The sequence below is a fragment of the Streptomyces sp. SID3343 genome (assembly GCF_009865215.1).
GTDB lineage: Bacteria > Actinomycetota > Actinomycetes > Streptomycetales > Streptomycetaceae > Embleya.
In genome coordinates, this window is record NZ_WWJX01001363.1 from 36730 (window position 1) to 60136 (window position 23407).

General features: G+C 71.1%; 15 protein-coding genes. 7 read left to right on the forward strand and 8 right to left on the reverse strand.

Translation table 11 applies throughout. The features are described 5' to 3' along the window. Positions 1 to 60 precede the first annotated feature (60 nt). Together GT354_RS43090 and GT354_RS43095 are read left to right on the forward strand one after the other, a co-directional pair. Entirely contained in the window at positions 61 to 1536 is a 1476-nt protein-coding gene (locus GT354_RS43090) for a M20/M25/M40 family metallo-hydrolase (RefSeq protein ID WP_161362394.1), read from the forward strand. Between the two features lie 323 nt (positions 1537 to 1859). Then, complete coding sequence (locus tag GT354_RS43095; protein WP_161362396.1) at positions 1860 to 2417, forward strand: hypothetical protein; 558 nt, start codon at positions 1860 to 1862, stop codon at positions 2415 to 2417. 219 nt (positions 2418 to 2636) lie between these two features. On the opposite strand, the gene GT354_RS43100 is transcribed toward GT354_RS43095, so the two are convergent. The 3 genes from GT354_RS43100 to GT354_RS43110 form a co-directional block, all read right to left on the reverse strand. Beyond that, the gene (locus GT354_RS43100) at positions 2637 to 2999 is read right to left on the reverse strand and encodes a hypothetical protein (RefSeq protein ID WP_161362399.1); all 363 of its coding nucleotides are present in this window, start codon (positions 2997 to 2999) and stop codon (positions 2637 to 2639) included. Positions 3000 to 3173: 174 nt separating this feature from the next. Next, positions 3174 to 4445 carry a phosphatase PAP2 family protein gene (locus tag GT354_RS43105; RefSeq protein ID WP_346012440.1) on the reverse strand — a complete coding sequence of 424 codons (1272 nt, stop codon included), beginning with the start codon at positions 4443 to 4445 and terminating at the stop codon, positions 3174 to 3176. Between the two features lie 431 nt (positions 4446 to 4876). Then, positions 4877 to 6043 carry an MFS transporter gene (locus GT354_RS43110; protein WP_237536021.1) on the reverse strand — a complete coding sequence of 389 codons (1167 nt, stop codon included), beginning with the start codon at positions 6041 to 6043 and terminating at the stop codon, positions 4877 to 4879. Between the two features lie 259 nt (positions 6044 to 6302). Here GT354_RS43110 and GT354_RS43115 point away from each other — a divergent pair, with 259 nt between their 5' ends. Continuing rightward, positions 6303 to 7097 carry a helix-turn-helix transcriptional regulator gene (locus GT354_RS43115; protein ID WP_161362432.1) on the forward strand — a complete coding sequence of 265 codons (795 nt, stop codon included), beginning with the start codon at positions 6303 to 6305 and terminating at the stop codon, positions 7095 to 7097. A 51-nt stretch (positions 7098 to 7148) separates the two neighbouring features. Here the strand turns inward: GT354_RS43115 and GT354_RS43120 are convergent, their stop codons facing one another. Together GT354_RS43120 and GT354_RS43125 are read right to left on the reverse strand one after the other, a co-directional pair. Further along, positions 7149 to 7583, reverse strand: a complete 435-nt coding sequence (locus tag GT354_RS43120; RefSeq protein WP_161362403.1) for a VOC family protein — start codon at positions 7581 to 7583, stop codon at positions 7149 to 7151. 91 nt (positions 7584 to 7674) lie between these two features. Next, positions 7675 to 8889, reverse strand: coding sequence for a tryptophan dimethylallyltransferase family protein (locus tag GT354_RS43125; RefSeq protein WP_161362405.1), 1215 nt, complete (start codon positions 8887 to 8889; stop codon positions 7675 to 7677). A 543-nt stretch (positions 8890 to 9432) separates the two neighbouring features. On the opposite strand from GT354_RS43125, the gene GT354_RS43130 reads away from it, so the two are divergent. From GT354_RS43130 to GT354_RS43140, 3 genes are all read left to right on the forward strand, one after another. Further along, a complete protein-coding gene (locus tag GT354_RS43130; RefSeq protein WP_161362407.1) occupies positions 9433 to 17037 on the forward strand; it encodes a non-ribosomal peptide synthetase in 7605 nt (2534 codons plus the stop codon). Between the two features lie 74 nt (positions 17038 to 17111). Next, a complete protein-coding gene (locus GT354_RS55190; RefSeq protein ID WP_161362409.1) occupies positions 17112 to 17339 on the forward strand; it encodes an MbtH family protein in 228 nt (75 codons plus the stop codon). Continuing rightward, the gene (locus tag GT354_RS43140) at positions 17336 to 18532 is read left to right on the forward strand and encodes a cytochrome P450 (RefSeq protein WP_161362411.1); all 1197 of its coding nucleotides are present in this window, start codon (positions 17336 to 17338) and stop codon (positions 18530 to 18532) included. Before GT354_RS55190 ends, GT354_RS43140 begins: the two co-directional genes overlap by 4 nt. Before the next feature lie 87 nt (positions 18533 to 18619). Here GT354_RS43140 and GT354_RS43145 read toward each other — a convergent pair whose 3' ends face one another. The 3 genes from GT354_RS43145 to GT354_RS43155 all read right to left on the reverse strand — a co-directional run bounded on the left by GT354_RS43145 (position 18620) and on the right by GT354_RS43155 (position 21879). Then, positions 18620 to 19636 carry an aldo/keto reductase family protein gene (locus GT354_RS43145; RefSeq protein ID WP_161362413.1) on the reverse strand — a complete coding sequence of 339 codons (1017 nt, stop codon included), beginning with the start codon at positions 19634 to 19636 and terminating at the stop codon, positions 18620 to 18622. 93 nt (positions 19637 to 19729) lie between these two features. Further along, entirely contained in the window at positions 19730 to 20974 is a 1245-nt protein-coding gene (locus GT354_RS43150) for a serine hydrolase domain-containing protein (RefSeq protein ID WP_161362415.1), read from the reverse strand. Positions 20975 to 21435: 461 nt separating this feature from the next. Beyond that, positions 21436 to 21879, reverse strand: coding sequence for a MarR family transcriptional regulator (locus tag GT354_RS43155; RefSeq protein ID WP_161362434.1), 444 nt, complete (start codon positions 21877 to 21879; stop codon positions 21436 to 21438). Between the two features lie 206 nt (positions 21880 to 22085). On the opposite strand from GT354_RS43155, the gene GT354_RS43160 reads away from it, so the two are divergent. Beyond that, a complete protein-coding gene (locus GT354_RS43160; RefSeq protein WP_202512927.1) occupies positions 22086 to 23279 on the forward strand; it encodes a PP2C family protein-serine/threonine phosphatase in 1194 nt (397 codons plus the stop codon). Positions 23280 to 23407: the final 128 nt, after the last annotated feature.

The window sequence follows — 23407 nt, forward strand, 5'->3', positions numbered from 1 at the left end:
GCCCGTTGTCAGGACAGACGCCGATGCCGGTCCGTCCCCAGCCTCCCCGAGGAAAAGCTCATGAACGCACAGTCCCCCGCCCCGACCACGACCGAGCGGGAACACACCGCCCGCGACGCCGTCGCGATGTGCGCCGACCTGCTCCGGATCAACACGTGCAACGACGGAGAGCATCCGGAGCGTCCGGCGGCGGAGTACGTGGCGGCACGCCTGGAGGAAGTCGGGCTGGCGGCGACGTTGACCGAGAGCGCGCCGGGTCGCGCGAGCGTCCTCGCCCGCTTACCGGGATCCACCGACGCCCCGGCCCTCCTCGTGCACGCGCACCTGGACACGGTGCCCGCCGACGCCTGCGAGTGGAGCGTGGACCCCTACTCCGGTGAAGTACGGGACGACTGCCTGTGGGGACGCGGCGCCATCGACATGAAGGACATGGTCGCGATGTCCCTCGCGGTCGCGCGCTCGTACGCCCGCACGGGCCGCTCCCCCCACCGCGACATCGTCTTCGCCTTCGTCGCCGACGAGGAGTCCGGCGGCGAGTACGGTGCCCGACACCTGGTCACCCGGCACCGCGACCAGTTGGCCGACTGCACCGAGGCCATCGGCGAGATCGGGGCGTTCAGTTGTACCCTCCCCGACGGACGACGCCTGTATCCCATCCAGATCGGCGAGAAGGGGGTGCACTGGATCCGGGTCAGCGCGCGCCGCGGCCCGGGCCGGCCGAATCCGGTGCTGACCGTGAGCGAGGCGATCACCCGGATGGCGACCCACTCCCTCCCCCGTGACGTCCCCGCCGCCAGTCGGGCGTTCCTCGACGCCCTCTCCCTGCACACCGGTCGCGACCTCGATCCGAGCCGGCCCCGGAGCATCGACGAACTCCGGGCCCTGCTACCGACGTTCGCGCCGATGGCCGCCCTGGACTTCACCGACACCGCGGCCCCCACCATCGTCACCACCTCGCCGGTGCGCCCCGGACACTTCGCCGACTACGCGCAGGCGACCATCGACGGTCGCTTTCTGCCCGGTCACGCGCAATCCTTCGACACCCTGATGCGCGATTTGGCCGGGCCCGACGTGCACCTGGAGGTCCTTCGGCACAGTCCGGCCGTGGAGACCGCACCGGAGGGCGAGTTCTACCACGCGCTGCAGGTCAGCCTGCGCAGTGCCGATTCCGAGGCGGTGACCGCGCCGTACCTGCTGTCCGCGGGGACCGACGCGAAGTGGTTCGCCGGCCTCGGTATGCGGTGCTACGGCTTCTCGCCCCTGCGCCTGCCCGAAGCGTTCGACTACGCGGGCATGTTCCACGGCGTGGACGAGCGCGTCCCGCTCTCCGCACTCGCGTTCGGCACCGAGGTGCTGGACCACCTCTTCGCCACCGCACCCGCGACGACTCCGACAGGCGACGACGCGAAACCCGCCGCAGGTCTGCCCGAACCGTCGCCGTCACCCGCGACTTCGCCACCCGAGCGCACCGCGACGACCGGCGCCGACCTACTGCCGGCGGAGACGTCCGGAGCCTGGATCCTGGGCTGCCGCTGATCCGGCCACCCACGCCGGCACGCTCGCGGCTCCGAGCGCCGGCTCGGGGCCGAAGCCGATCACACGCCGGCCACCGGCCGCGCACCTCGCCGAGCACGACCCACCCGGCGAGGTGCGCGCCCCCGCTTTCCGGGGCCTGTCGCCCTGCTTCGTCTCCTTTCGGGTGAACATCCGTAACCTCCGGGCACGCCCGTGTCGTTGGACGATTGCGGCGTCTGCCGCGAACCGAGGGCCCACGAGTCCTCGACCGAAGTCGGGAACGGTCGGCCGAGCCTCTCCGCGCCCGTCGCCGCGACCGCCACATCCGTTTGCGAGGTCGACCCATGAAGCGCACGCGACTCCTCGGCAGGGGACCGGCCGGTCTGCCGGTGCTGTTGGCGCTCGTCGCGGCAGGCACGGCGAGTCCCGTCGGATTCGCCGCGCACGCGCTGCCGGTGCCCGTGGTGCAGACCTGCACCGGCTTCCAGAGCGAAACCTTCACCCCGGGGTTGAACTCGACGCTGCGTCAGGTCGCCGGTGAAGGCAACGGCGAGCTGACCTCGTGCCTGCCGTTCGGCGATTCGCTGCCTGCTTCGGGCCGCGTGACCTCCACCATGTCGGGCGAGATGAGCTGCAGCGGGGGCGCGCGCACCCGCACGACGACCATCACCTGGGACGACGGTGGGAGCAGCACTCTCGAGGAGTCCGGCGGCGTCGAAAGCCCGGTCGGCGGCGGGCGGGCGGCGGTCTTCAAGGGCGAGATCCGCTCCGGGCGCTTCGCCGGCGCCACGACGATCACCACCCGAACCCTGTCTCCGCTGCCGAAGCCGCAGTGCGCGACCGAGGTCGGCCTCACCGAGGCGAGCGGCCCACTGGCGGTGGAGATCACCCGTCTGCTCTGACCTCGTCCGGGCGAGCGGATCCCATCGTTTCACGGCTGGGGCCGGGTCTCCCGGGTCCGGTCCGCCCGGGATCCGGGTCGGGCCGGACGCAGGACTTCCGGATGTCGGGGCGGGACCCGGCGGTCGGCTCCCGCCCCGACGTGGCTCAAGCGCCGGTGCCGCGAGGTTCGGTCGAGTCGTCGACGGGCGATGGCGGTGGCTCGTCCCTCGCGGCGCCCCTCACTGGTCGAGGTTGACGCAGTGGTACTCGACACGCTTGCCGCCGCGCAGCATCTCGCCGCACACCAACTTCGCGTTGGAGCCGGTCTGTTCCCGGTTCGGCTCCCAGTATCCCCTGGTCGTGTTCTGGTGCGCGGGATCGTAGTTGCCCCACCAGGTGTGCATTTCCCCCTTGATTCCGTCCTTGCTCTCGACGGTGATGTCTCGCACGTACCTGCCGAGGTGGGCGGTGTGGACACACACATAGGTGCCGCACTTGCTGTGCACCTCCGTCTTGGGTCCCGTCGGCCCGGCGTTCGCCGCGGGCGCCGCGGCCACCCCGGCCAGTGCCAGAGCGCACAGCACGGTCGCGATCCTGCTCATGGAAGTGCTCCATCGTCCGGATGCCGGCGCGCACCCCGCGTACCGCCGGTCACCCGCCAGGAAACCGTGAACCGAACGACCGCAGCCAACCGCCCGGCCGAAGCTCACTCGTCGGAGAACCCCCTCCCACCCGTTCGGCCGCACGCCACCCCCGTACCGGGCCGCGGTCGGCGCTCACGCCGGCAGGAGGCGCGGTTCCGGTTGCTCCGCCGGTACGACCTTGGGGTCCCGCAGCCGGATGGTCCGCACGTAGTCGTAGACGACCGAGCCCATCGCCGACAGCAGCAGCGGTCCGAACAGCCACGGATGGTCGGCCATCGTCGTCGGCAGGTAGCGGTACGACAGCAGGAGCAGGGCGAAGACCGCGGCGCCGTGGGCGACCAGCAGGATCGCCCGCCGATCCCAGCCGCAGGCGAACGAGCGCATGGCCGCCTCGACCGTGAGTGCGAACACCACACCGGCCACGAGGTCCACGCCGTAGTGGTAGCCGAAGCCCAGCGTGGCCGCGAGCGTGCCGATCAGCCAGAACGCTCCCGCGAATCGCAACAGCGGCGAGCCTTTGCGGGAGTGGACGAAGATCGTGGTGGCCCACGCCGTGTGCAGGCTGGGCATGCAGTTGCGAGGGGTGATGTCGTCGAACCGGATCGAACCCGGGGTGTCGAACCGCGGCGGTGTGTCCGGCCACAGGTTGGCCACCGCCCAGTGCCCGCCGTCGGTGCCGAAGGCGAAAATCGGTCCGACCACCGGGAAGATCATGTAGACGGCCGGCCCGAGCAGGCCGATGACCAGGAACGTCCGTGCCAGGTGATGGCTCGGGAAGCGGCGCTCGACCGCCACGTGGCGCAGTTGGTACAGCGCGACGAGGGCCGCCGCCAAGGGCAGCTGACCGTAGACGACGCCGAGGACATGGCCACCGATCGGGTCGGTGGCCTCGACCAGTCGGCCTGCCAGCCACGACGGGTCGCCCAGCGCGTGATCGGCGGTCGCCACGTACTCGTCGAGTACGTCCGGGCGGGTCACCGACGTGATGTGCAGCCAGGTGTCGCCCGTTTTGTGGCCTGCCACCAGCAGCAGTCCCAGCCCGGCGCCCTTCAACAGCAGGACTCGTTCGCTGCCGGTGCGGCGCACGACGGCGACGACCACACAGCCCAGGATCACCCACAACGCACCGTTGCCGAAGTTCATCCTGGCGTCGAACACCCACCGCACCGGCCAGAAGACGAGGTCTATGGCGATCGCGGCGCCGGCCGCGACGGCCCGTTGCCGCCAGGTGAGCACCACCATCGTCAACGCCAAGCCGGCGTACAGCAGCGGCCCCGAGTGGGGAGCGAGGATCACCTCTCGCGTCTGGTTGGTGATCGGCCCCGGCAGACCATGGTGGCGGGCGACGATTTCCAAGGTGACAAGGAAGCCGAGGGCCGCCACACCCGCTGTGACCCACACGATCGCCCGCGACCGAGGCCGCTGGGCGACCGGTGCGTCGCTGCTTGTTCGCGGGAATATGCGCGATATTATGGATGTCAAGTTTTTGGCCGTTTTGTTAGATTAGTAAATAAATCACTCTTCATGCCGGATTCATGTGTTTATCGGCGAAGGGTGGCGGTCAGGGCGCTCATCGTAAGTCGGATGATGTTATCGGGGCGGCCCGAGCGTCTTCCGCCGGTGCCGGACAGCGGCCGGCGCGCGGCGCTCGAAGTCGCCGAGACCTCCGACGCGGCGTGCCGCAACTCCCGCCGTGGCCGGGCACGTTCCGCATCGGAGATCGGAGCTCGGAGAACAAGGGCCACTGATCACCGGCCGCGGATCACACGTCGAAGATCACAGCTCGAAGCGCCGTCGCGCGCAGGGCACCGACCCCTGGGCGGCCCTGTCGTCTCTCAGTGGTGGCCGTCGAGAACGTGGCGTTCACGGCTCGCGAGCGCGCCGGCCCACATCTGCAGGACGAGCAGGCCGATGAGCGCCGTGAGCGGGATGCGCCAGCCGTGCGTCGCGGTGTGGAGTGCGCCCAGGCCCACGGGGCCGAGGCCGGCCACGAGATAGCCGAATCCTTGGGCCATCATGGAGACGTGGCCGGTGTGCCTGGCGTCGGGCGAGCGCCAGACGATGTAGGTGAGGGACAAACTCAGGGAAGCCCCTTGGCCGAGCCCGAGCATCGTCATCCACACGTACTGCGCCGGCATGGGGGCAACGGCCAGACCCCCGAAGGCGACACCGGTCGACACGACGGCGACCGCGACGGGAAGCCACGTCGGACGAGCGCGCTTGGCGAGCGCGGGCGTCACGAGTGAGGCGGCCATACCGGCGAGGGCCGAGTACGACAGCATCCAGCCCGCCGTGTCCGCGTCCATACCCGCGTCCTTGAACATGGCTGGAATCCAGGTCAGGGCCGCGTAGAAGCTCATGCTCTGGAGACCCATGAGCGCGGTCACGGCGATGGCGACCGGATCGCGCGTCAGAGCGCGGACGGACGGCTCCCCCGCATCGGAGGGGGCATCGGCGACGTCGTGAGTGCGAGGGTCGCGGACGGGGGTGTGCCGCAACTGCGGGACGAGGACCAGGAAGGCGAGGAGGGCGGGGATCGCCCACAGCGCCAGAGCGGGCCGCCAATCGCCACCGACCCACGACAGCAACGGCACCGTCGTGCCCGAGGCGAGGGCGGCGCCGACCGAGAGCGCGGTCGAGTACAGACCCATCATCAAGCCGACTCGGTGAGAGAAGTCCCGTTTGATCGCGGCGGGCATGATCACGTTGGCGATCGCGATCGACGCACCGATGACGACGGTGCCGGCGAAGAGGCCGACCAGGCTGGGCTGGAGACGCATGACGATGCCGGCGGCGAGCGCGAGCATCGTCGCGCCGAGGAGTCGATGCAGGCCCAGGCGTCGGCTCAGCGCCGGGGTGACGAATGCGAAGGCGCCGAACGCGACGACAGGAATGGTCGTGAGCAGGCCGGCGACGACTTCGGACAGGCCGAGGCCGTCCTGGATGTCCGAGAGCACCGGGCCTACCGAGGCGACACCGATGCGCAGATTCAACGCGGCCATGAGGAGACCGATTGCCGGCACGACGCTGCCGAGCCTGCCGCGGGCGCCTGTCCGAAGCCGTGTTCGCGGCTTCGGCTCTTGGAGGAGATCGGTCACGTTGGTCGTCCTTTCGGTCCCGGATCGCCCGGGGAGGTGCGTGGCGTAGCGCGAGGTCGTCGCCGGGAATGCGGCGCCGAGCTACACCCACAGTTCATCCGAGGACTACCGAGGCGACCAACTGATAATCTGACGAGAGATGCCCAAAACCCGCCACGCGTCGATGCGACCCGAACAGGCCCTCCGCGAACACGTCTTCCTGCTCGGGCACGACGAGCGAACTCCCGAGCACACGCACGCGCGCGGACATCTGGTGTATCCGGCTACCGGCGTGCTCTCGCTCGTGACCTCGGTGGGTGCCTGGATCGCCCCGTCGAATCGGGTCGTATGGATTCCCGCGGGCTTCGAACATCGGCACCGCGCTCACGGTCGGACCGACATGCGCATCGTTTTCCTGGCGCCGAGCCTGGCCGTGCTGCTGCCCGCGCATCCCGCGGTGCTCGTCATGACGCCGCTCGCGCGTGAGGCCACGTTGACCCTGACCGGCTCCGAGCGCCGTTCCGCGAGCGCGCGCTCACGTCTGCGGCGGGTGATCATCGACGACGTCACCACCGCGCCCGAACAACCGCTACATCTTCCCGAGCCTCACGACGACCGACTGCGCGCCGTGGTCGCCCTGGTCAAGGAGGAGATGTCGAGCCCTCTCACGCTCGGCCGGCTCGGACATCGAGTCGGCGCCGGCGAGCGCACCCTCAGCAGGCTCTTCCGGCAGGAGACGGGAATGAGCTTTCCCCAATGGCGCACCCAGCTTCGCGTGCACCACGCACTTCTGCTGCTCGCGGGCGAGGTCTCGGTGATCAACACGGCGACCGCCTGCGGATGGGCGAACCCGAGCGCCTTCATCGACGCGTTCACGACACTCGTCGGGCAGACCCCCGGTCAGTACCAGCGCTCGCTTCGAGAGGACGCGAGGACGGCTCGGCCCCAAGACGACCCCTACGTCGGTGAACCGCGGTAGCCGGCGCCGCGCACGAGCGCGCCGGCCCGCGCGGCGCGCCCGACACTCGGCTCAGTCGAGGCAGAACTCGTTGCCCTCGATGTCGCGCATCACGAGGCACGACTCGTTGTATTCGTCGGCAGGCAGCAGGCGCTCGCGTGCCGCGCCGAGCGCGACCAGTCGGGTGCATTCGGCCTCCAGTGCGGCGAGGCGCTCCGCCCCCACGAGTCCGGTGGCGACCCGCACGTCGAGGTGGAGTCGGTTCTTGGCGACCTTGCCTTCGGGAACGCGCTGGAAGAACAAGCGCGGGCCCTCCCCCGTGCGATCAGCGCACGCGAACGCCGCGCCCTGACGTTCGGGCGGCAGCGAGCGGTCGAATTCGTCCCAGGTGGCGAAGCCTTGCGGCGGCGGTGGCACGACGTATCCCAACACCTCGCACCAAAACCGGGCGACGCGCTCGGGTTCCGCGCAATCGAAGGTGACTTGGAACTTCTTGATCGACGCCATCGGTCCACCCTAGGGTCTCGACCCGGCTCCGGTGTCGCGCCGATCGGGTACGGCCGGCCGGGCATCCTCGGGTGCTCGTCACCGGCCGACGTCACCGGCCGATGTCGGCGGGTCGAGTGGGCCCGTCGGCCGCGTGGTAGGTGCCCGGGGCGAGGTAGACGCTGAAGCGTGGCGCGTCGCCGCCTCGATAGGACATGAAGTTCTGGGTCAGTGATCGCGTCAGGGGCCGGTCCGCGAGGGCGTCGAGGAGGCGGACGTAGGGCTCGGCGGCGGCCACGTTCTCGGCGCGCAGGAAGGTCGCCACCCGATCGCGGGCCGCCGCGTCGTTGTCGTGGACCGGGATCAGCGGAACGTAGATGCTCGCGCTCGGCAGGTCGTGCCGGGAGTCGAGCGTGAACGTGGTGACGGGCGGCTTCCGTTGCCACGCGGGCGCTTGGTGCGGGCCGTTGATCTCTCGCAGGGCGCGGGCGAACAGGCCCGGCACGTGGTCACGGGCGACGGCCGCCTTGGCGTCGATGTCCTCCGGGGAAACCCCGGAGTGCGCCACGTACACCTGCACTCGGAAGTCGTCGTCACCGACGAGGTCCAGGGCGAGGGCGACGGGCTCGTGCGCCGGAGTAAAAGTGCCCCCGAGATGGTCGGCCAGGGCGCGCCACTGGTGCTGCAACCCGAGGCGGAGCATGGCCTCCTCGGCGCGGGCGGCGGACTGTTCCCGACCGACGACGGCCGGGTTGAGGAAGATCTTGTACTGTGGCGGGCCGTCGGTGCGCCAGGCAACCGCGTGCGCGATGCCGAAGAATCCCTGCGGATCGTCGACGGTGAACAGGTCCTCGATCCGCAGCACGCGGTCGATGTGGACACCGGGTCGGCCGGCCAGCCGTCGGGTGAAGGCCATCCCGTCCTCGACCCGTGACCGCGCGGTGCCGTCGCCCGGGGACTCCAGCGATATGCGCACCTCGGCCTTGCCGTCCTGCCACGTGACCGACGCTTCGCAGGGCATGCCGTCGATGGAGACCCAGCACGCGCGCTCGGGAGGGGTGCCGACCGGAAGTTCGCCCCACGTGCCGGTCAGTTCCCGCAGGAGGACGCCGATCGATGCGCGGGTCTCGCCGGTGAGGCCGAGGCTCTCGTAGGCGCGCCACACCCGGTCGCAGGCGACCTCGGCGTAGCTGTCGGTCGAGGCGTAGCGCTCGGATTCGAAACGCAGTGGGCGCCCCACCATCTCGGCGACGACCCCGGTGTCGGGCGGGAACTCGGCGGTCGGCAAAGGGGGTTGACCGCCGGCACCGATGCTTGCGGCATTCATCGAGACTCCCGGTGCGTAGCGAGGGTTACGGCCGGCCGCGATCGTCTCATCGGCACGGTAGCCGTGTCAGCGCTTTACGTGACAAGTGCCCGTGGACTCGCCGGGCGGTGTGTGTTCCGGCCAAAGATTCGGCGGGGCCGGGAGGGACGGCCACCCGACCTCGGACCGCCGTTTGCCGGGTGAAACGACCGAGTCGCAAAAGGAAGCGATCCCGAATCGACACTGTGTCCCGTGTCGTCCGCTGTGGCGGGCTCGGTTGATCGATAATGACCCGAGAACGGCCGAAAACAGGCAGGAGGGCAGACCGCGGAGCCACGTGCTGTGACAGGATCTGCACGCATTGTTCGAGGGCGCATGTGCCGGACCGGTGATCCGTCCGGCCATTTGTAACCAACTCAAGCGTTGTAACCAGCCTGAGTGTTGGCATCGTCGTGCTGCAAGGACCCTGCGCAGAGGAGTTGTTGACGCGTGCACGCACAGCACCACTCCGCTCAAGCCCCAGTCCCGGCCCAGGCCGCCGTAGGCACCCCGGTAGGTACCCCGATGAACTCCCCGGCCGCGGGCGCCGGCGCCGCCATCCCCGCCACGCTTCCGGAGGCGTTCGCCCGTCAGGTGACGCTCACCCCCGAGGCGACCGCGCTGGTGGCCGGAACGCTGAGGGAGACACCCGGGGCGACGAAGATCTCGCTGACCTACCGGGAACTCGATGCCCACACGAACCGCCTGGCCCGGCGGCTGGCCGCCGAGGGCGTGACGCCGGGCACCCCCGTGGCGATCCGCATGGACCGCTCGGCCGAACTCGTCGTCTCGGTGCTCGCGATCGTCAAGTCCGGCGGCCACTACGTACCGCTGGACCCGCGGCTGCCCGCCTCCCGGTCGGAGTGGATCCTGGCCCGGACGGGCGCCCGGGTGGTGTTGACGACCGGTGCCCCACACGGCACGGAGCCCAGCGCCGGACTTCGGCTCCTGCCGGTGACCTTCGACGCGTCGGGCCTCGACGACGACCTGCCGGCCCCGGACCTGCCCGCCGACCCGCGGCAGGTGGCGTACGTGATGTTCACCTCCGGCTCCACCGGTACGCCCAAGGGCGTGGAGGCCACCCACGAGAACGTGGTCGGCCTGGTCGGCGATCCCACCTGGCGCAGCGGAGCGCACGAGCGCGTGCTGCTGCACTCGCCGCACGCCTTCGACGCCTCCACCTACGAACTGTGGGCGCCGCTGCTGTGCGGCGGGACGGTCGTGGTGGCGCCCCCGGGAGAGTTGGACGCGCGCGGCGTGGCCTCGGCCGTCACCGACGCGGGCGTCACCGGACTGTGGGTGACGGCGGGCCTGTTCGCGGTGCTGGCCGAGGAGGACCCGCGCTGCTTCGCCGGTGTGCGCGAGGTGTGGACCGGTGGGGACGTGGTCTCGGCGCCGGCCGTACGACGCGTCCTGCGGGCCTGCCCCGGCACGGTGGTCGTCAACGGTTACGGACCCACGGAGACCACCACCTTCGCCACCTGCCACCGGGTGGGCGACGCCGGGGCGCTCGGCACGGTCGTGCCCATCGGCGCCGCCATGGCCGGGATGCGCGTCGAGGTCCTCGGCCCGGATCTGCGGCCGGTGTCGCCGGGCGGGGTCGGCGAGTTGTACGTCGGCGGCTCGGGCCTGGCGCGCGGATATCGCGACCGACCGGCGCTGACCGCCGAGCGGTTCGTCGCCGACCCGTCGGGCCGACGACCCGGCGCCCGGCTGTTTCGCACCGGCGACCTGGTGCGGTCGACGCCGGACGGGCTCCTCGAGTTCGTCGGCCGCGACGACGACCAGGTCAAGATTCGCGGCTTTCGGGTCGAGCCCGGTGAGGTGGAGGCCGTGCTCGCCGGACACCCCGGCGTCGGGCGGGCAACGGTCGTGGTCCGCGAGGACCGGCCCGGTGACAAGCGGCTCGTGGGCTACGTCGTTCCCGCCGAGCGGTCCCAGGACCCGCAGGCCGGTGGCCGGCAAACCGGTGCCCGGGCGGACGGAACCCTGGAGCGCGGTGCCCAACCGCGCGCGGACGGCTCCGACGTCGTCGGCGAATGGCGGGAGATCTACGACGCGCTCTACAGCGATGTCGCCAAGGAGCCCTTCGGCGAGGACTTCTCCGGCTGGAACAGCAGTTACGACGGTCGGCCCATCCCCGCCGAGCAGATGCGCGAGTGGCGTGACGCCACCGTCGAGCGGATCCGCGAACTGCGCCCCCGGCGGATCCTGGAGATCGGCGTCGGCACCGGCCTGTTGATGTCCCGACTGGCCCCGGACTGCGCCGCCTACTGGGGCACCGACCTGTCCGGCCGGGTCGTCGAGGCGCTGCGCGGGCTGGTGCGCGAGGACCCCTCGCTCGCCGGCCGGGTCGAGTTGCGCGCCCGCGCCGCCGACGACGTCGAGGGCCTGCCCACCGGCCTCTTCGACACCGTCGTCATCAATTCGGTGACCCAGTACTTTCCCGACGCGCACTACCTGACGGACGTCTTGGCCAAGGCCGTCGACCTCGTCGTCCCCGGCGGTTCGGTCTTCGTCGGCGACATCCGCAATCTGCGGCTCCTGCGCCCCTTCCACGCCAACATCCGGTTGCGCCGGCCCGACCTGTCCGCGGACCCCGCCGTCGTTCGCGCGGCGATCGAGCACGGCATGGTCCGCGAGAAGGAACTGCTCGTCGACCCGGCGTACTTCGCCGAACTGGCGCACCGGGTGCCCGGGCTGGGCGGCAGCGAGGTACGGATCAAACAGGGTCGCCACGTCAACGAGTTGACGTGCTACCGCTACGACGCGGTTCTGCGCAAGGAATCGCCGCACGAGGACGAACCCGCCCCGCCCATCCGGGAACTGAGGTGGCGTCAGGACCTGGCCGGGTCGGACTTGGCGGCCTGCTTCGCCGACCTGCGCCGCCCGGCCGACGTTCGCGTGACCGGGGTTCCGGAGCGCCGAACAGCATCCGTGCGCGAAGCCCTGCGGGCGCTGGACGAAAGCGATGCGAACCCCGGCCGGGTACACCCGCCCACCGTCCGGGACGACGCCGACTCCGTCGATCCGGACGGCTTGCACGCCCTCGCCCGCACGCTGGGCCTGCGCGCCTCCTACAGTTGGTCCGCCACCGACGCGGACGCCTTGGACGTCGTGCTGACCGCGCGCCGCCCCGGCACCTCGCCCGGCGACGCCCCGGGGCCCACCGCAGTGCCGCTCTCCTCCCTGGTCAACTCCCCCGCGGCCACCCGTGACACCGGCGCGCTGGTCTCCTCCGTCCTTTCCTTCCTGCGCGAACGGATACCCGAATACCTGTTGCCCGCCGCGTTGGTGGTGCTCGACACGCTGCCCCTGACACCGAACGGGAAGGTCGACCGGCGCCGCCTGCCCGCGCCCGACACCGGCTCCGTCGAGAACGGGCGGGCGCCGCGCAATCCGCTCGAGGAACTGCTGTGCGCGCTGTTCGCCGACATTCTGGGCGTGTCCCACGTCACCATCGACGACAGCTTCTTCGCTCTCGGCGGCCACTCCCTTTCCGCCACCCGTCTGAGCACCCGGCTGCGTTCGTCGCTGGGCCTGGAACTGCCGGTGCGCGCCGTCTTCGAGACGCCGACCGTCGCGGGCCTGGCCGACGCCGTGCGACACGCCTCGGCCGCGGACCGGCCCGCGCCGGTGCCGACGGATCGCCCTGACCAAGTGCCGTTGTCCTTCGCCCAGCACCGCCTGTGGTTCCTCGATCGCCTCCAGGGGCCGGGTGCCGCCTACAACGTTCCCCTGGTCCTGGAACTGCGCGGCGCGCTGAACCGGGCGGCCCTTCGGGCGGCGCTGGCCGATCTGGTCGCGCGCCACGAGAGCCTGCGGACGGTCTTCCCCGAGATGGCCGGCGTGCCCCGACAGCTCGTCCTGACCGGCGCCGCCGCGCGACCGGCCCTGGAGGTCACCGAGATCGCCACCGCGGAACCGGACGCGGTGGTGGCCGATTTCGTCCGTCGGCCCTTCGACCTCGCGGCCGAGATCCCGGTCCGGGCCCACCTGTTCGCCACGGGCCCCGAACGGCATGTCCTGGCGTTGGTCGTGCACCACATCGCGTGCGACGGCTGGTCGCTGGCGCCGCTGTGGCGAGACCTCGCCGCCGCCTACACCGCGCGATGCGCCCTGAAGGCGCCCGAACTGCCGCCACTGCCCGTTCAGTACGCCGACTACACCCTGTGGCAGCGCCGACTGCTCGGCGACGAGAACGACCCCGAGAGCCTGAGCTCTCGCCAAACCGCCTACTGGACCGACGTGCTGTCCGGGCTGCCCGAGTACATCGCGCTGCCCTTGGACCGGCCCAGGCCGCGCATCGGCTCCCAACGCGGCGAGAGCCTGCACTTCGCCGTGGACGCGGATCTGCATCGGCGCGTCGTGGACCTGGCCGCACGGTGTGGCGTGAGCCCGTTCATGGTGCTGCACGCGGCCTTGTCCGCCTTGCTGACCAAGCTGGGCGCGGGCGACGACATCGTGATCGGCACCCCGGTCGCGGGCCGTACCGACCACGCGCTCGACGGTTTGGTGGGGTTCTTCGTCAACACGCTGGTCCTGCGCACGGACACCTCCGGGAACCCCGCCTTCCGGGATCTGCTGGTGCGGGTGCGGGAGACCGACCTGGCCGCCTACGCCCATCAGGACGTGCCGTTCGAGCGGCTGGTCGACGTCCTCGCCCCGGTGCGCGGACTTGCCCACCACCCGTTGTTCCAGGTGATGTTGGCGTTGCAGAACGCCCCGCGCGGCGCTCCGGAGCTGCCGGGGTTGACCACGTGGGAGCGGGTCGTGGGAACCGGGACGTGCCGCTTCGACCTCTCGCTCAGCCTGCGCGAACACCACGACGGGCAGCAGCGCCCACAGGGCATGGACGGGGTCGTCGAGTACAGCACGGACCTGTTCGACCGCGACGGCGTCGAGCGCGTCGTGGAACGCTTCCGCCGACTGCTCGACGCGGTCACCCTCGACCCCGGGCAACGGCTGGGCACCCTCGACGTGCTGCTGCCCGACGAACGCGAGCGGCTGTTGGCGCGCAGCGGCGGGGGTGATCGGGGCGTGCCCCCGCTGCCGCTGCCGGAGCTGTTCGAGGCTCAGGTGCGGCGGACCCCGGACGCGACCGCGCTGATCCACGACGACGGCGCCGGGCGAACGCGCACCCTGACCTATCGGGCGCTGAACGCGCGGGCGAACCGGCTCGCCCGCCACCTGCTCGGGTGCGGCGTGGGGCCGGAGGGGCTGGTGGCGATCGCCCTGCCGCGGACGGTCGACTCGGTCGTCGCGACGCTCGCCGTGCTCAAGGCGGGTGCCGGGTATCTTCCGCTGGACGCCGAATATCCGCCGAAGCGCCTTGAGTTCATGCTCGACGACGCCCGGCCGGCGCTGCTGCTGACGGACTCCACCACGGCCCGGTCGCTGCCCGACCCGGCCGGCCTGCGGCACGTCGTCCTGGACCGGGAGGAGACCCGGCGGGCCGTCGGCCGGTGCCGGTCGGACGATGTCACCGACGCCGAGCGGCCGCGGCCGCTGACGTACCGGCATTGCGCGTACGTCGTCTACACGTCCGGGTCCACCGGTCGCCCCAAGGGTGTCGTCGTCACCCACGCCGGGGTGTCCGCCGTCGCCGAGGCGCAACTGCGCAGGTTCGGGGTCACGACCGCGAGCCGGATCCTGCAATTCGCCTCGCACAGCTTCGACTCCGCGGTGTGGGAGCTGTGCGGGGCGTTGTTGACCGGCGCCGCGTTGGTCATGGCCGCGCCCGAGTTCACCGCCCCCGGCCCGAACCTGGCCGCGCTGATCGCGCGGCATCGGGTCAGTCACGCGACGTTGCCGCCGTCCGCGTTGGCGGTGATGGAGCCGGGCGATCTCCCGTCGTTACGCTGGATGATCGTCTCCGGGGAGGCCTCCTCCGGAGAGACGGTGCGCCGATGGTCGGCCGGGCGCTCCTTCCTCAACGGCTACGGCCCCACCGAGACGACCGTGTGCGCCACGCTCAGTTCGCCGCTGTCGGGCAGCGCCACTCCCGCGATCGGCCGGCCCACGGTGGGCGCGCGCGCCTATGTGCTCGATCGCGACCTGGCCCTGGTGCCGCCCGGCGTGCCGGGGCAACTCCACGTCTCGGGCGCCGGGTTGGCCCGGGGATATCTGCGCCGGCCGGGGCTGACCGCCGAGCGGTTCGTCGCCGACCCGTTCGGCGCGCCGGGGACGCGGATGTACGCGACCGGCGACACCGTGCGCTGGAACACCGACGGCGAGTTGGAGTTCATCGGCCGCGCCGACGGCCAGGTCAAGATCCGCGGCTTTCGGATCGAACCGGGCGAGGTCGAGGCCGCGTTGGGCACCCATCCGGACGTGGCCCAGGCCGTCGTCGTCCCGCGCCCGGATACGCGTGGCGGTACGGTGCTCGCCGCGTACGCCGTACCCACGGCTGCCGCGACGGGTCCCACCGGGCCGGAGCTGCGTGCCCATCTGGCCGCTCTCCTGCCCGCGTACATGGTTCCGGCGGTCGTGCTCGTGCTGGACGCCCTGCCGACGACCGCGGCGGGCAAGGTGGACCGGGACGCGCTCCCGGCGCCGGACTTCGGCGCGCAGTCGGCCGGTCGCGCGCCCCGGGATTCGCGCGAGCGCGTCCTGTGCGAGCTGTTCGCCGAAGTCCTGGATGTTGCTCGGGTGAGCATCGACGACGGCTTCTTCGCCCTCGGCGGGCACTCCTTGCTGGCGCCCCGGCTGATCAGTGCGATGAACCGCCGCCTCGGGGTCGACCTGCCCGTCCGGGTGCTTTTCGAACGGCAGTCGGTGGTCGCGCTGTTGGCGGCCGTCGACGACCCGAACGGGCCGGTCGCCCCGGGGGCGTACGGGCCGACGCCGGCGGACCTCGCGGCGGACGCCGTGCTCGACCCGGGGATCACCGTCGCCCCCCGGCGACCGGAGCGGGCCCCCGCCCCGAACCGGACCGGCCGCGAGAACATCCTGCTCACGGGCGCCACCGGCTTCCTCGGCTCGTTCCTGCTGCGCGAACTCCTCGATCGCACCGACGCGGACATCCACTGTCCGGTCCGCGCCGACGACACCGCGCAGGCGGTTCGGCGCATCCGTCGGAGCCTGACGGAGTACGGGCTGTGGAACGACCGCGACGGCAGCCGTGTCATCGCCGTTCCCGGTGACCTGGAACGGCCGCTGCTCGGCCTGACCCCCGAGCACTTCGACCACCTGGCGGGCCTGCTCGACGCGATCTACCACTGCGGCGCGCGGGTCAGCGCGGTCGATCCGTACGCCCGGCTCAAGGCGGCGAACGTGGGCGGCACTCGCGAGGTGCTGCGGCTGGCCGCCCGGTCGAGGCCCACACCGGTGCACCACATCTCCACGGCCGCCGTGTCGGTGGGCGTCGACGAGGACTCGGCCACCGTCGCCGAGTCCCGCCGGATCCGCCCGGAGGCGGTGCCGCCGGACGGCTACACGGCCGGCAAGTGGGTGGCCGAGCAACTGGTGTGGGCGGCGGCCGACCGCGGCCTCCCGGTCACGGTGTACCGGTGCGGCCGGATCAGCGGACACACCGTCAGCGGGGCGGGCTCCGATCGGGACGTGTTCTGGCAGCTCGTCCGGGCCATGCTCGTCCTGGGTGCCGCACCGCGCCCGGCCGACGCGACCGACCCGCCGCCCGTGGTCGACCTGATCCCCGTCGACCACACGGCCGCCGCCGTCGTCCACCTCTCCCGGCGACCGGGCAGCCGGGGCCTGGCGCACCACCTCACCTGCCCGGCCCCGCTCCCCTTCGACACGGTCCTGGGCCATCTGCGGGACTACGGGTATCACGTGGACACCGTGGATCTCGACGACTGGATCCGCACGCTGCGGGCGCGCGCGGACGCGGCGGCGGGGGTGGCGCACGCGACGGGTGCGCCCTCGTCGGACCCCGCGGGACCGGGCACCGCAAGACCGGATTCCGCGGTGCTGGACGCCGCGGTACTGCTCACCGACACGCTGCCGGTGCTCGCCAGGCTGGGCCGGATCCACCTCGACCGGACCAACACCGACACCGGACTGGCGGACTCGGGGCCGGCCTTCCCGCCGTTGGACGGCGCGTTGATCCGCCGCTACACCGACTGGTTCGTCGCGTCCGGGTTCTTCCCGCCTCCCGCCCCGCGCTGAGCGCCGGGCCCACCACCGTGCCGGGGCGGCTCGGCCCGGCATGCCCACCACATCCATCGGAGGGTACAGACATCGTGAGCAACCCCTGGGACGACACCGAGGGCACCTTCCTGGTGCTGGTCAACGACGAGGGACAGCACTCGTTGTGGCCGTTCTTCAGCCCGGTTCCCGCCGGGTGGACGGCCGTTCGCGGCCCCGCCACGCGCCACGAGTGCCTCGCGTACATCGACGAGAACTGGACCGACATGCGCCCCAAGAGCCTCGTCGCCCACCACCGACTCCCGGAGGTTCAGTCCGCATGAACGACCGACCGACTCCCCCCGGATACCCGTTCAACGAAGCCGTGGCCCTGGACGTCGACCCGCTGTTCGCGAAACTGCGCGTCGAGGATCCCGTCAGCCGGGTCGGCTGCCCGTTCGGCGAGGACGCCTGGCTGGTGACCACGTACGCGGACATGAAGACGATCCTCGGGGACACCCGGTTCAGCCGGGCCCGGGCCGCCGAGCACGACGAGTCGCGGCTCACCCCGTTGCCCATCCACACCAGCATCCTGGGGATGGACCCTCCCGATCACACCCGGCTGCGCCGGATGCTGACCAAGGTCTTCACCACGGGCCGAGTCGAACTCCTGCGCTCGCGCATCGAGAAGGAGGCCGACCAACTGATCGACGCGCTGGTCGCCGAGGGCGCGCCGGGCGATCTGATGGAGGGCTTCGCCGTGCCGTTCGCGGGCACCGTGGTGTGTGACCTGCTCGGTGTCCCGTTCGAGGACCGCGAGCAGTTCCGCGGCTGGCTCGACGCCTTCTCCGCCACGACCGTCATGACCGAGGAGGAGGTCGAAGCCGATACCGAGCGGCTGCACGACTACATCCGGAATCTGATGGTCAGCCGTCGGGAGAACCCGCAGGACGACCTGATCAGCGCGATGGTCAAGGCCAGTGACGACGAGGACAAGCTCTCCGAGACGGAGCTCGTGGAACTGGCGAGCGTTCTGCTGATAGCCGGGCACGAGACGGTCTCCGCACAGCTGATCGACTCGCTGTACGTCCTGTTCACCCATCCCGAGCAGTTCGAGTGGCTCAAGAGTCGGCCCGAGTCGATGCCGCGCGCGGTCGAGGAGTTGCTGCGCTACGTGCCGCTCATCTCGCACGTGACCTTCGCGCGCTATGCCACCGAGGACATCGAGGTGGGCGGCACCGTCGTACGCGCGGGCGAATCCGTATTGCCGGCGATCCCGTCGGCCAACCGCGACGAATCGGTATTCGAGAATGCCGACCGGTTCGACCTGACGCGAGAGCACAATCCGCATCTGGGCTTCGGTTACGGAATCCACCGCTGCGTAGGCGCGCCGCTTGCCCGGCTCGAATTGTCGATTGCCCTGAATTCACTGTTCACTCGTCTTCCGGAGCTGCGGTGTGCGCTCCCCGTGGAATCGCTGGAATGGAAGGACGGTATGCAGGTTCGCAGCCTGTTGCGGTTGCCGGTCACCTGGTGATTTCACGCGACCGCGGGCAGGTCGAAGGGGCCGCTCCGCAGACGTTCACCACGTCTGCGGAGCGGCCCCTGCGGTGTGTGCGTGCCGTCAGGCGAGCCGCCAGGCCGGGTCGGCGGGACTGGCTTCTCGGGTGGCGGCCGGGTCGCGGCTCACGACCGGGTCGAGAATCGCGTCGATGCGGGCCACGCTCTCCTCGTCCAACCGAACGTCCACGGCCTTGGCGTTGTCGGTGATCTGCTCGGGACGGGACGCGCCGAGCACGGCGGAGGAAACGTTCGGGTGCCGCAGCACCCAGGCGAGCGCGAGTTGGGCGAGCGTCAGCCCCAGATCCGCCGCCAGGGGCCGCAACTGCCCCACCCGGTCCAGGACATCGTCGGTCAGCCAGTCCGCGAGCACCGACGAGCCGTCGTTGGAATCCGTCGCGCGAGAACCCTCGGGCCAGTCCCGGCCGGGCACATACTTGCCGGTCAACACCCCTTGGGCCAGCGGCGACCAGACGATCTGCCCGACGCCCAGTTCCGCGCAGGCGGGCATCACCTCGACCTCCGGTACGCGCCACAGGGCCGAGTACTGTGATTGGTTGGCCACCAACGAGATCTTGAGCTCGCGCGCCAGGGCGTGCCCGGTCCGGATCTGGTCGGCGCTCCACTCGGAGACCCCGATGTAGTGCGCCTTGCCGGCGTGGACCACGTCGGCCAGCGCCTGCATGGTCTCCTCCAGCGGGGTGGACGGGTCGAACCGGTGCGCCTGGTAGACGTCCACGTGATCGGTGCCCAGTCGGCGTAAGGATTGGTTGATCGACTCGGATATGTGCTTGCGCGACAGTCCGAGGTCGTTCCGACCCGGCCCGACGGGCGCGAACACCTTCGTGAGGATCTCCAACCCCTCCCGACGCTCTCCTTTCAGCGCCCGGCCGAGGGATTCCTCCGCACCGCCGTCCGCGTAGATGTCGGCGGTGTCGAAGGTGGTGATTCCGGCGTCGAGCGCGGCTCGTACACAGGCGACTTCCGTGTCCTCGTTTCTCGAGGAATTCCGGGTCAACCAGTTTCCGTACGCGATCCGACTGACGATCAAACCACTGCTTCCAAGATGACGGAAATTCATGAGACAAAGCTACCAACAGACTTTCCCGCACGACTCGAAAACCGCGGCTCCGCCGAACAGACCGCTGCCCCCGCAGCCGATCGCGGATCGGTTTCATGAAGTTGGGCAAAAGGTGTGTTCCAACAGGGACTTGGTGTTGCGCGCCAGGTTCGGGAGCCCTTCGGCGTCGCCGAACGGGTTGTACGACAGCGCAAGTCGAGTCCTGCCGTCCACCGAACCGACCATGAGCGTCTCGTAGCCGGGTACGCCGCCGTCGTGCCCCCACAGCGTCGTGCAGGAGAGCGTGGCGACGCCGACGCCGAGCCCGCCGGCGAGGGTGCCGTCGGTGGTCGTGGCCCGGGACGTCAACTCACGCTGTTCGGCCGGTCGCAGCAGCCGCCCGCCGAACAACGCGGCGTGGAAACGGTTCACGTCGGCAGTGGTGGAGACGATGTCACCGGCGGCCCAGCCCCAGCTCATGTTCTCCGCCGTGACGTCGTACACGCGGCCGAAGAGCGGCGCGTAGCCGCGGGCGTGTGGTCCGGCGATGTCCGTCGTGCGGCCGGGAAGCGACGTGTCGCGAAGGCCGAGCGGGCGCAGGATCCGCCGCCGGATCTCGTCCGGGTAGGAGTGGCCGGTGCTCTTCTCGATCAGCAGGCCGGCGAGGACGTAGTCGGTGCTGGAGTAGTGCACCGTTTCGCCCGGCTCGCCGTACGGTTCACCCGCGAAACCCCGGTCGAGCAGGTCGCGTGGGGAGTGCTCGATCCACCGGTCGCGGACGATCCAGTCTCGAAGGTCGACGGGATCGCTCAAGTCGAAGTCGGCGTAGTCGTGCAGACCGGAGGTGTGGTTCAACAATTGGCGCACGGTGATCCGGTCGCCGCGGGGTACGCGCTGTTCCGGCAGGTAGCGCTCGATCGGGGCGTCGAGCGCGATCCGGCCCTCGCCGACGAGTTGCAGCACGACCGCGGCGACGAACGACTTGGTCACGCTGCCGATCCGGAACCGGCCGTCGGCGCGGGCGGGGGCCCCGGTGCGCAGATCCGCGCGGCCGACCGCGGCCTTGCGCACGTCTGCGTCGGTGCGGACCTCCACCAGGGCTGCCGTGGCCTCGGGGAGGAACGCGGAGAGGTCGGCGCGCAGTTGCCGGTCGCCGGTGGTATCGGCCGTGTCGGTGGCGCTCGGGATGCGCACGACGTCGGTGGTGCTCGCGGGAGCGCCCTCGGCGGGCGTACCGGCGACGGTCAGGAACAGGGTTGCGGCGACGGCGACGGCGAGCGGCCGGACGGCGTGCCGACGGCGTCGGCGGCCGGCATCGTGCGCGGGGGCGGGAGCGGACGGCGGAACGGACGTATCCACGATCGGCACACCTCGGAGGTGAGTCGGAGCCTGCGAACACCGCCATCTTGGCCGGCTTCGCCCGGCGCGCGCGTCCCCCGCCCGAGGGACGCCGACCCTCACCCACCGGACGCACACATCCCTCCTCCGGACCCCACGTGGCACCGTGCGTCACCCGCCCGAACGAGACCGGACGCGGACCCTGAACGCGCTGTGGCGGTGGCGCAGCCGTGCACGCCGTGGTGTGCCGCTCCGTGGATCCACCCGACATCCCCGGAGAACGCAGGGGGCGTGTGCGTCCACAACAGTTGTCATGGGTCAATGATCGGATACTCTTCGCACCGGGCGTCGGGGAGGCGCACGAAGGGAGACGCCGTGGGACACCGTCGGGTGGTAGTCCGTCCGCCTGCCGGTCGTGGTCGGCGATCTCGACTCGACGCGAAGGGGCCGCGCACGCGACCCACCGTGGCGTGCCGGCCGCCTCAGGCGGTTCGGGCCTGGGGGCCGCGCGCGGCGTCGGCGGCCTCGGCCGCCAGGGAGGCGGTGGCGCTACGCAGGGATTCGAGCCCCGTCAGCAGCATCGCCCGGGATTCGACCGGCATGCGCGCGATGACGACGGCCATTTCGCGTTCGCGGCGGGCCCGCAGATCCACCAGGAAGGCCCGGCCTCGTCCGCTCAGCCGCAATTGCAGTTCACGGCGGCTGTTGGCACTGGGCAGGCGCTCGACGAAACCCACCGCGTCCAGGCGGTCGCACAGGCGACTCGTCGACGAAGGGGTCGATCCCAGGCCGTCGGCCAGCGTCCGCAGGTTGATGCCGTCGTGCTGCTCGAGCAGGAACAGGGCGCGCAGTTGTGATGTGGAGACGGGGGCCGTCGACGCACGTCCCAACAGCGTCTCGAGGAGCTCGGCCGCCGCGGTCGCCACCCGTGCCGTGTCGTCCGATTTCTCGTGCCGAGGGGAGGTAGCCACGCCCACCGCCTTACTCTGACGTCCCGAAACGAGTGCCGCAGGCCCCACGGCCCGCGCCACAACCACAATAGACGCTGTAAAAGCGGTTGATCCGACAGTCGGTCGGGCCGTCCCGTGGACACGTACGAGGGGGTGCCTCCCGCACCCGCGCAGAGAACGGCTTGAGAGTAACTGTGAACGGCTACGAGGAGGCCGAACGCGCGCTGCGCGCCGCGGCCCCGCACGATCTGTTGGACACCCTACGCCGCGTCCTGACGAGGCGTTATCAGGCACGATCCGTCGACCTGTTGATGGCCGACTACAGCCTCACCGTCCTGCAGCCGGTTTCCGTGCTCCCGCGCACCACCGAGCCCCTGTCCCTCCACAACAGCCCGCAGGGACGTGCCTTCGGCGCGCAGGAGCCCATCCGCGAGGAACAGGGCGCGACCGACGGCCTTCGGCTCCACCTCCCGGTGACCGTACGCGGCGACCGTCTCGGCGTGCTCACCGTCGCCCTCCCCGCGTCGGCCTGTCCACCGGCGGTCCAGGCCGAACTCGCCGACATCGCCGAGATGCTCGCCCACGCGGTCACCGTCGCCGAACGCGACACCGACCTCTATCTCCAGGCCCGGCGCAAGGACCGCCTGACCCTCGCGGCGGAGATGCAGTGGCAACTCCTGCCCGGGCGCGCCTGCAGCCGCGACGAGTACGCCATCGGCGCGCAGCTCGAACCCGCCTACGCCGTCCACGGCGACAACTTCGACTGGTCCACCAGCGCCGGCCACCTCGCCCTGACGGTGACCAACGGCATGGGCGAGGGCATGGACGCCGCCCTGCTCACCAACCTCACGATCAACGCCCTGCGCAACGCCCGCCGTGCCGGCGTCTCCATCGCCGACCAGGCGGCGCTGGCCGACCAGGCCGTCTATGCCCAACACCGCGGCGACGCGCACCTGTCCGTCCTGCTGCTGGACTTCGAACTGGCCACCGGACGAGTCCGGGTGGTCGACGCCGGTTCCCCGCGCCTGCTGCTCCTGCGCGAAGGAGCCGTGACTTCGGTCGACTTCGACGCGCAACTTCCCCTGGGCATGTTCGAGGAGACCGAGTACACGGCGCAGGAGTTCGACGTCCGCCCCGGCGACCGTCTCGTGTTCGTCAGCGACGGCGTCCACGCGGTCGCCTCACCCGCCGGCGAAGTGTACGGCGAACGTGCGCTGACCCGGGCGATCAACGCCACCCGGCTGCTGCCGCCCGCCGAGATGCCCCGCGCGGTCCTGCGCGAACTCACCGGCCACCGCGGCCGGGCCCTCCCCGACGACGACGCCCTGGTCGTCTGCCTGGACTGGCACGGCAGGCCCGCCGGCGACCGCTCCTGAGCCCGGACAGCCCGGACGCCGTCGCGGTGAACGTCGATGCCCGCGCGTGACCGCGCGCCGTGGGGAGCCCGACACGCGGGCACGAGGGGCTCCCCCACGGCGTACTGCGCGAGGCGGGCGCCGGCCTT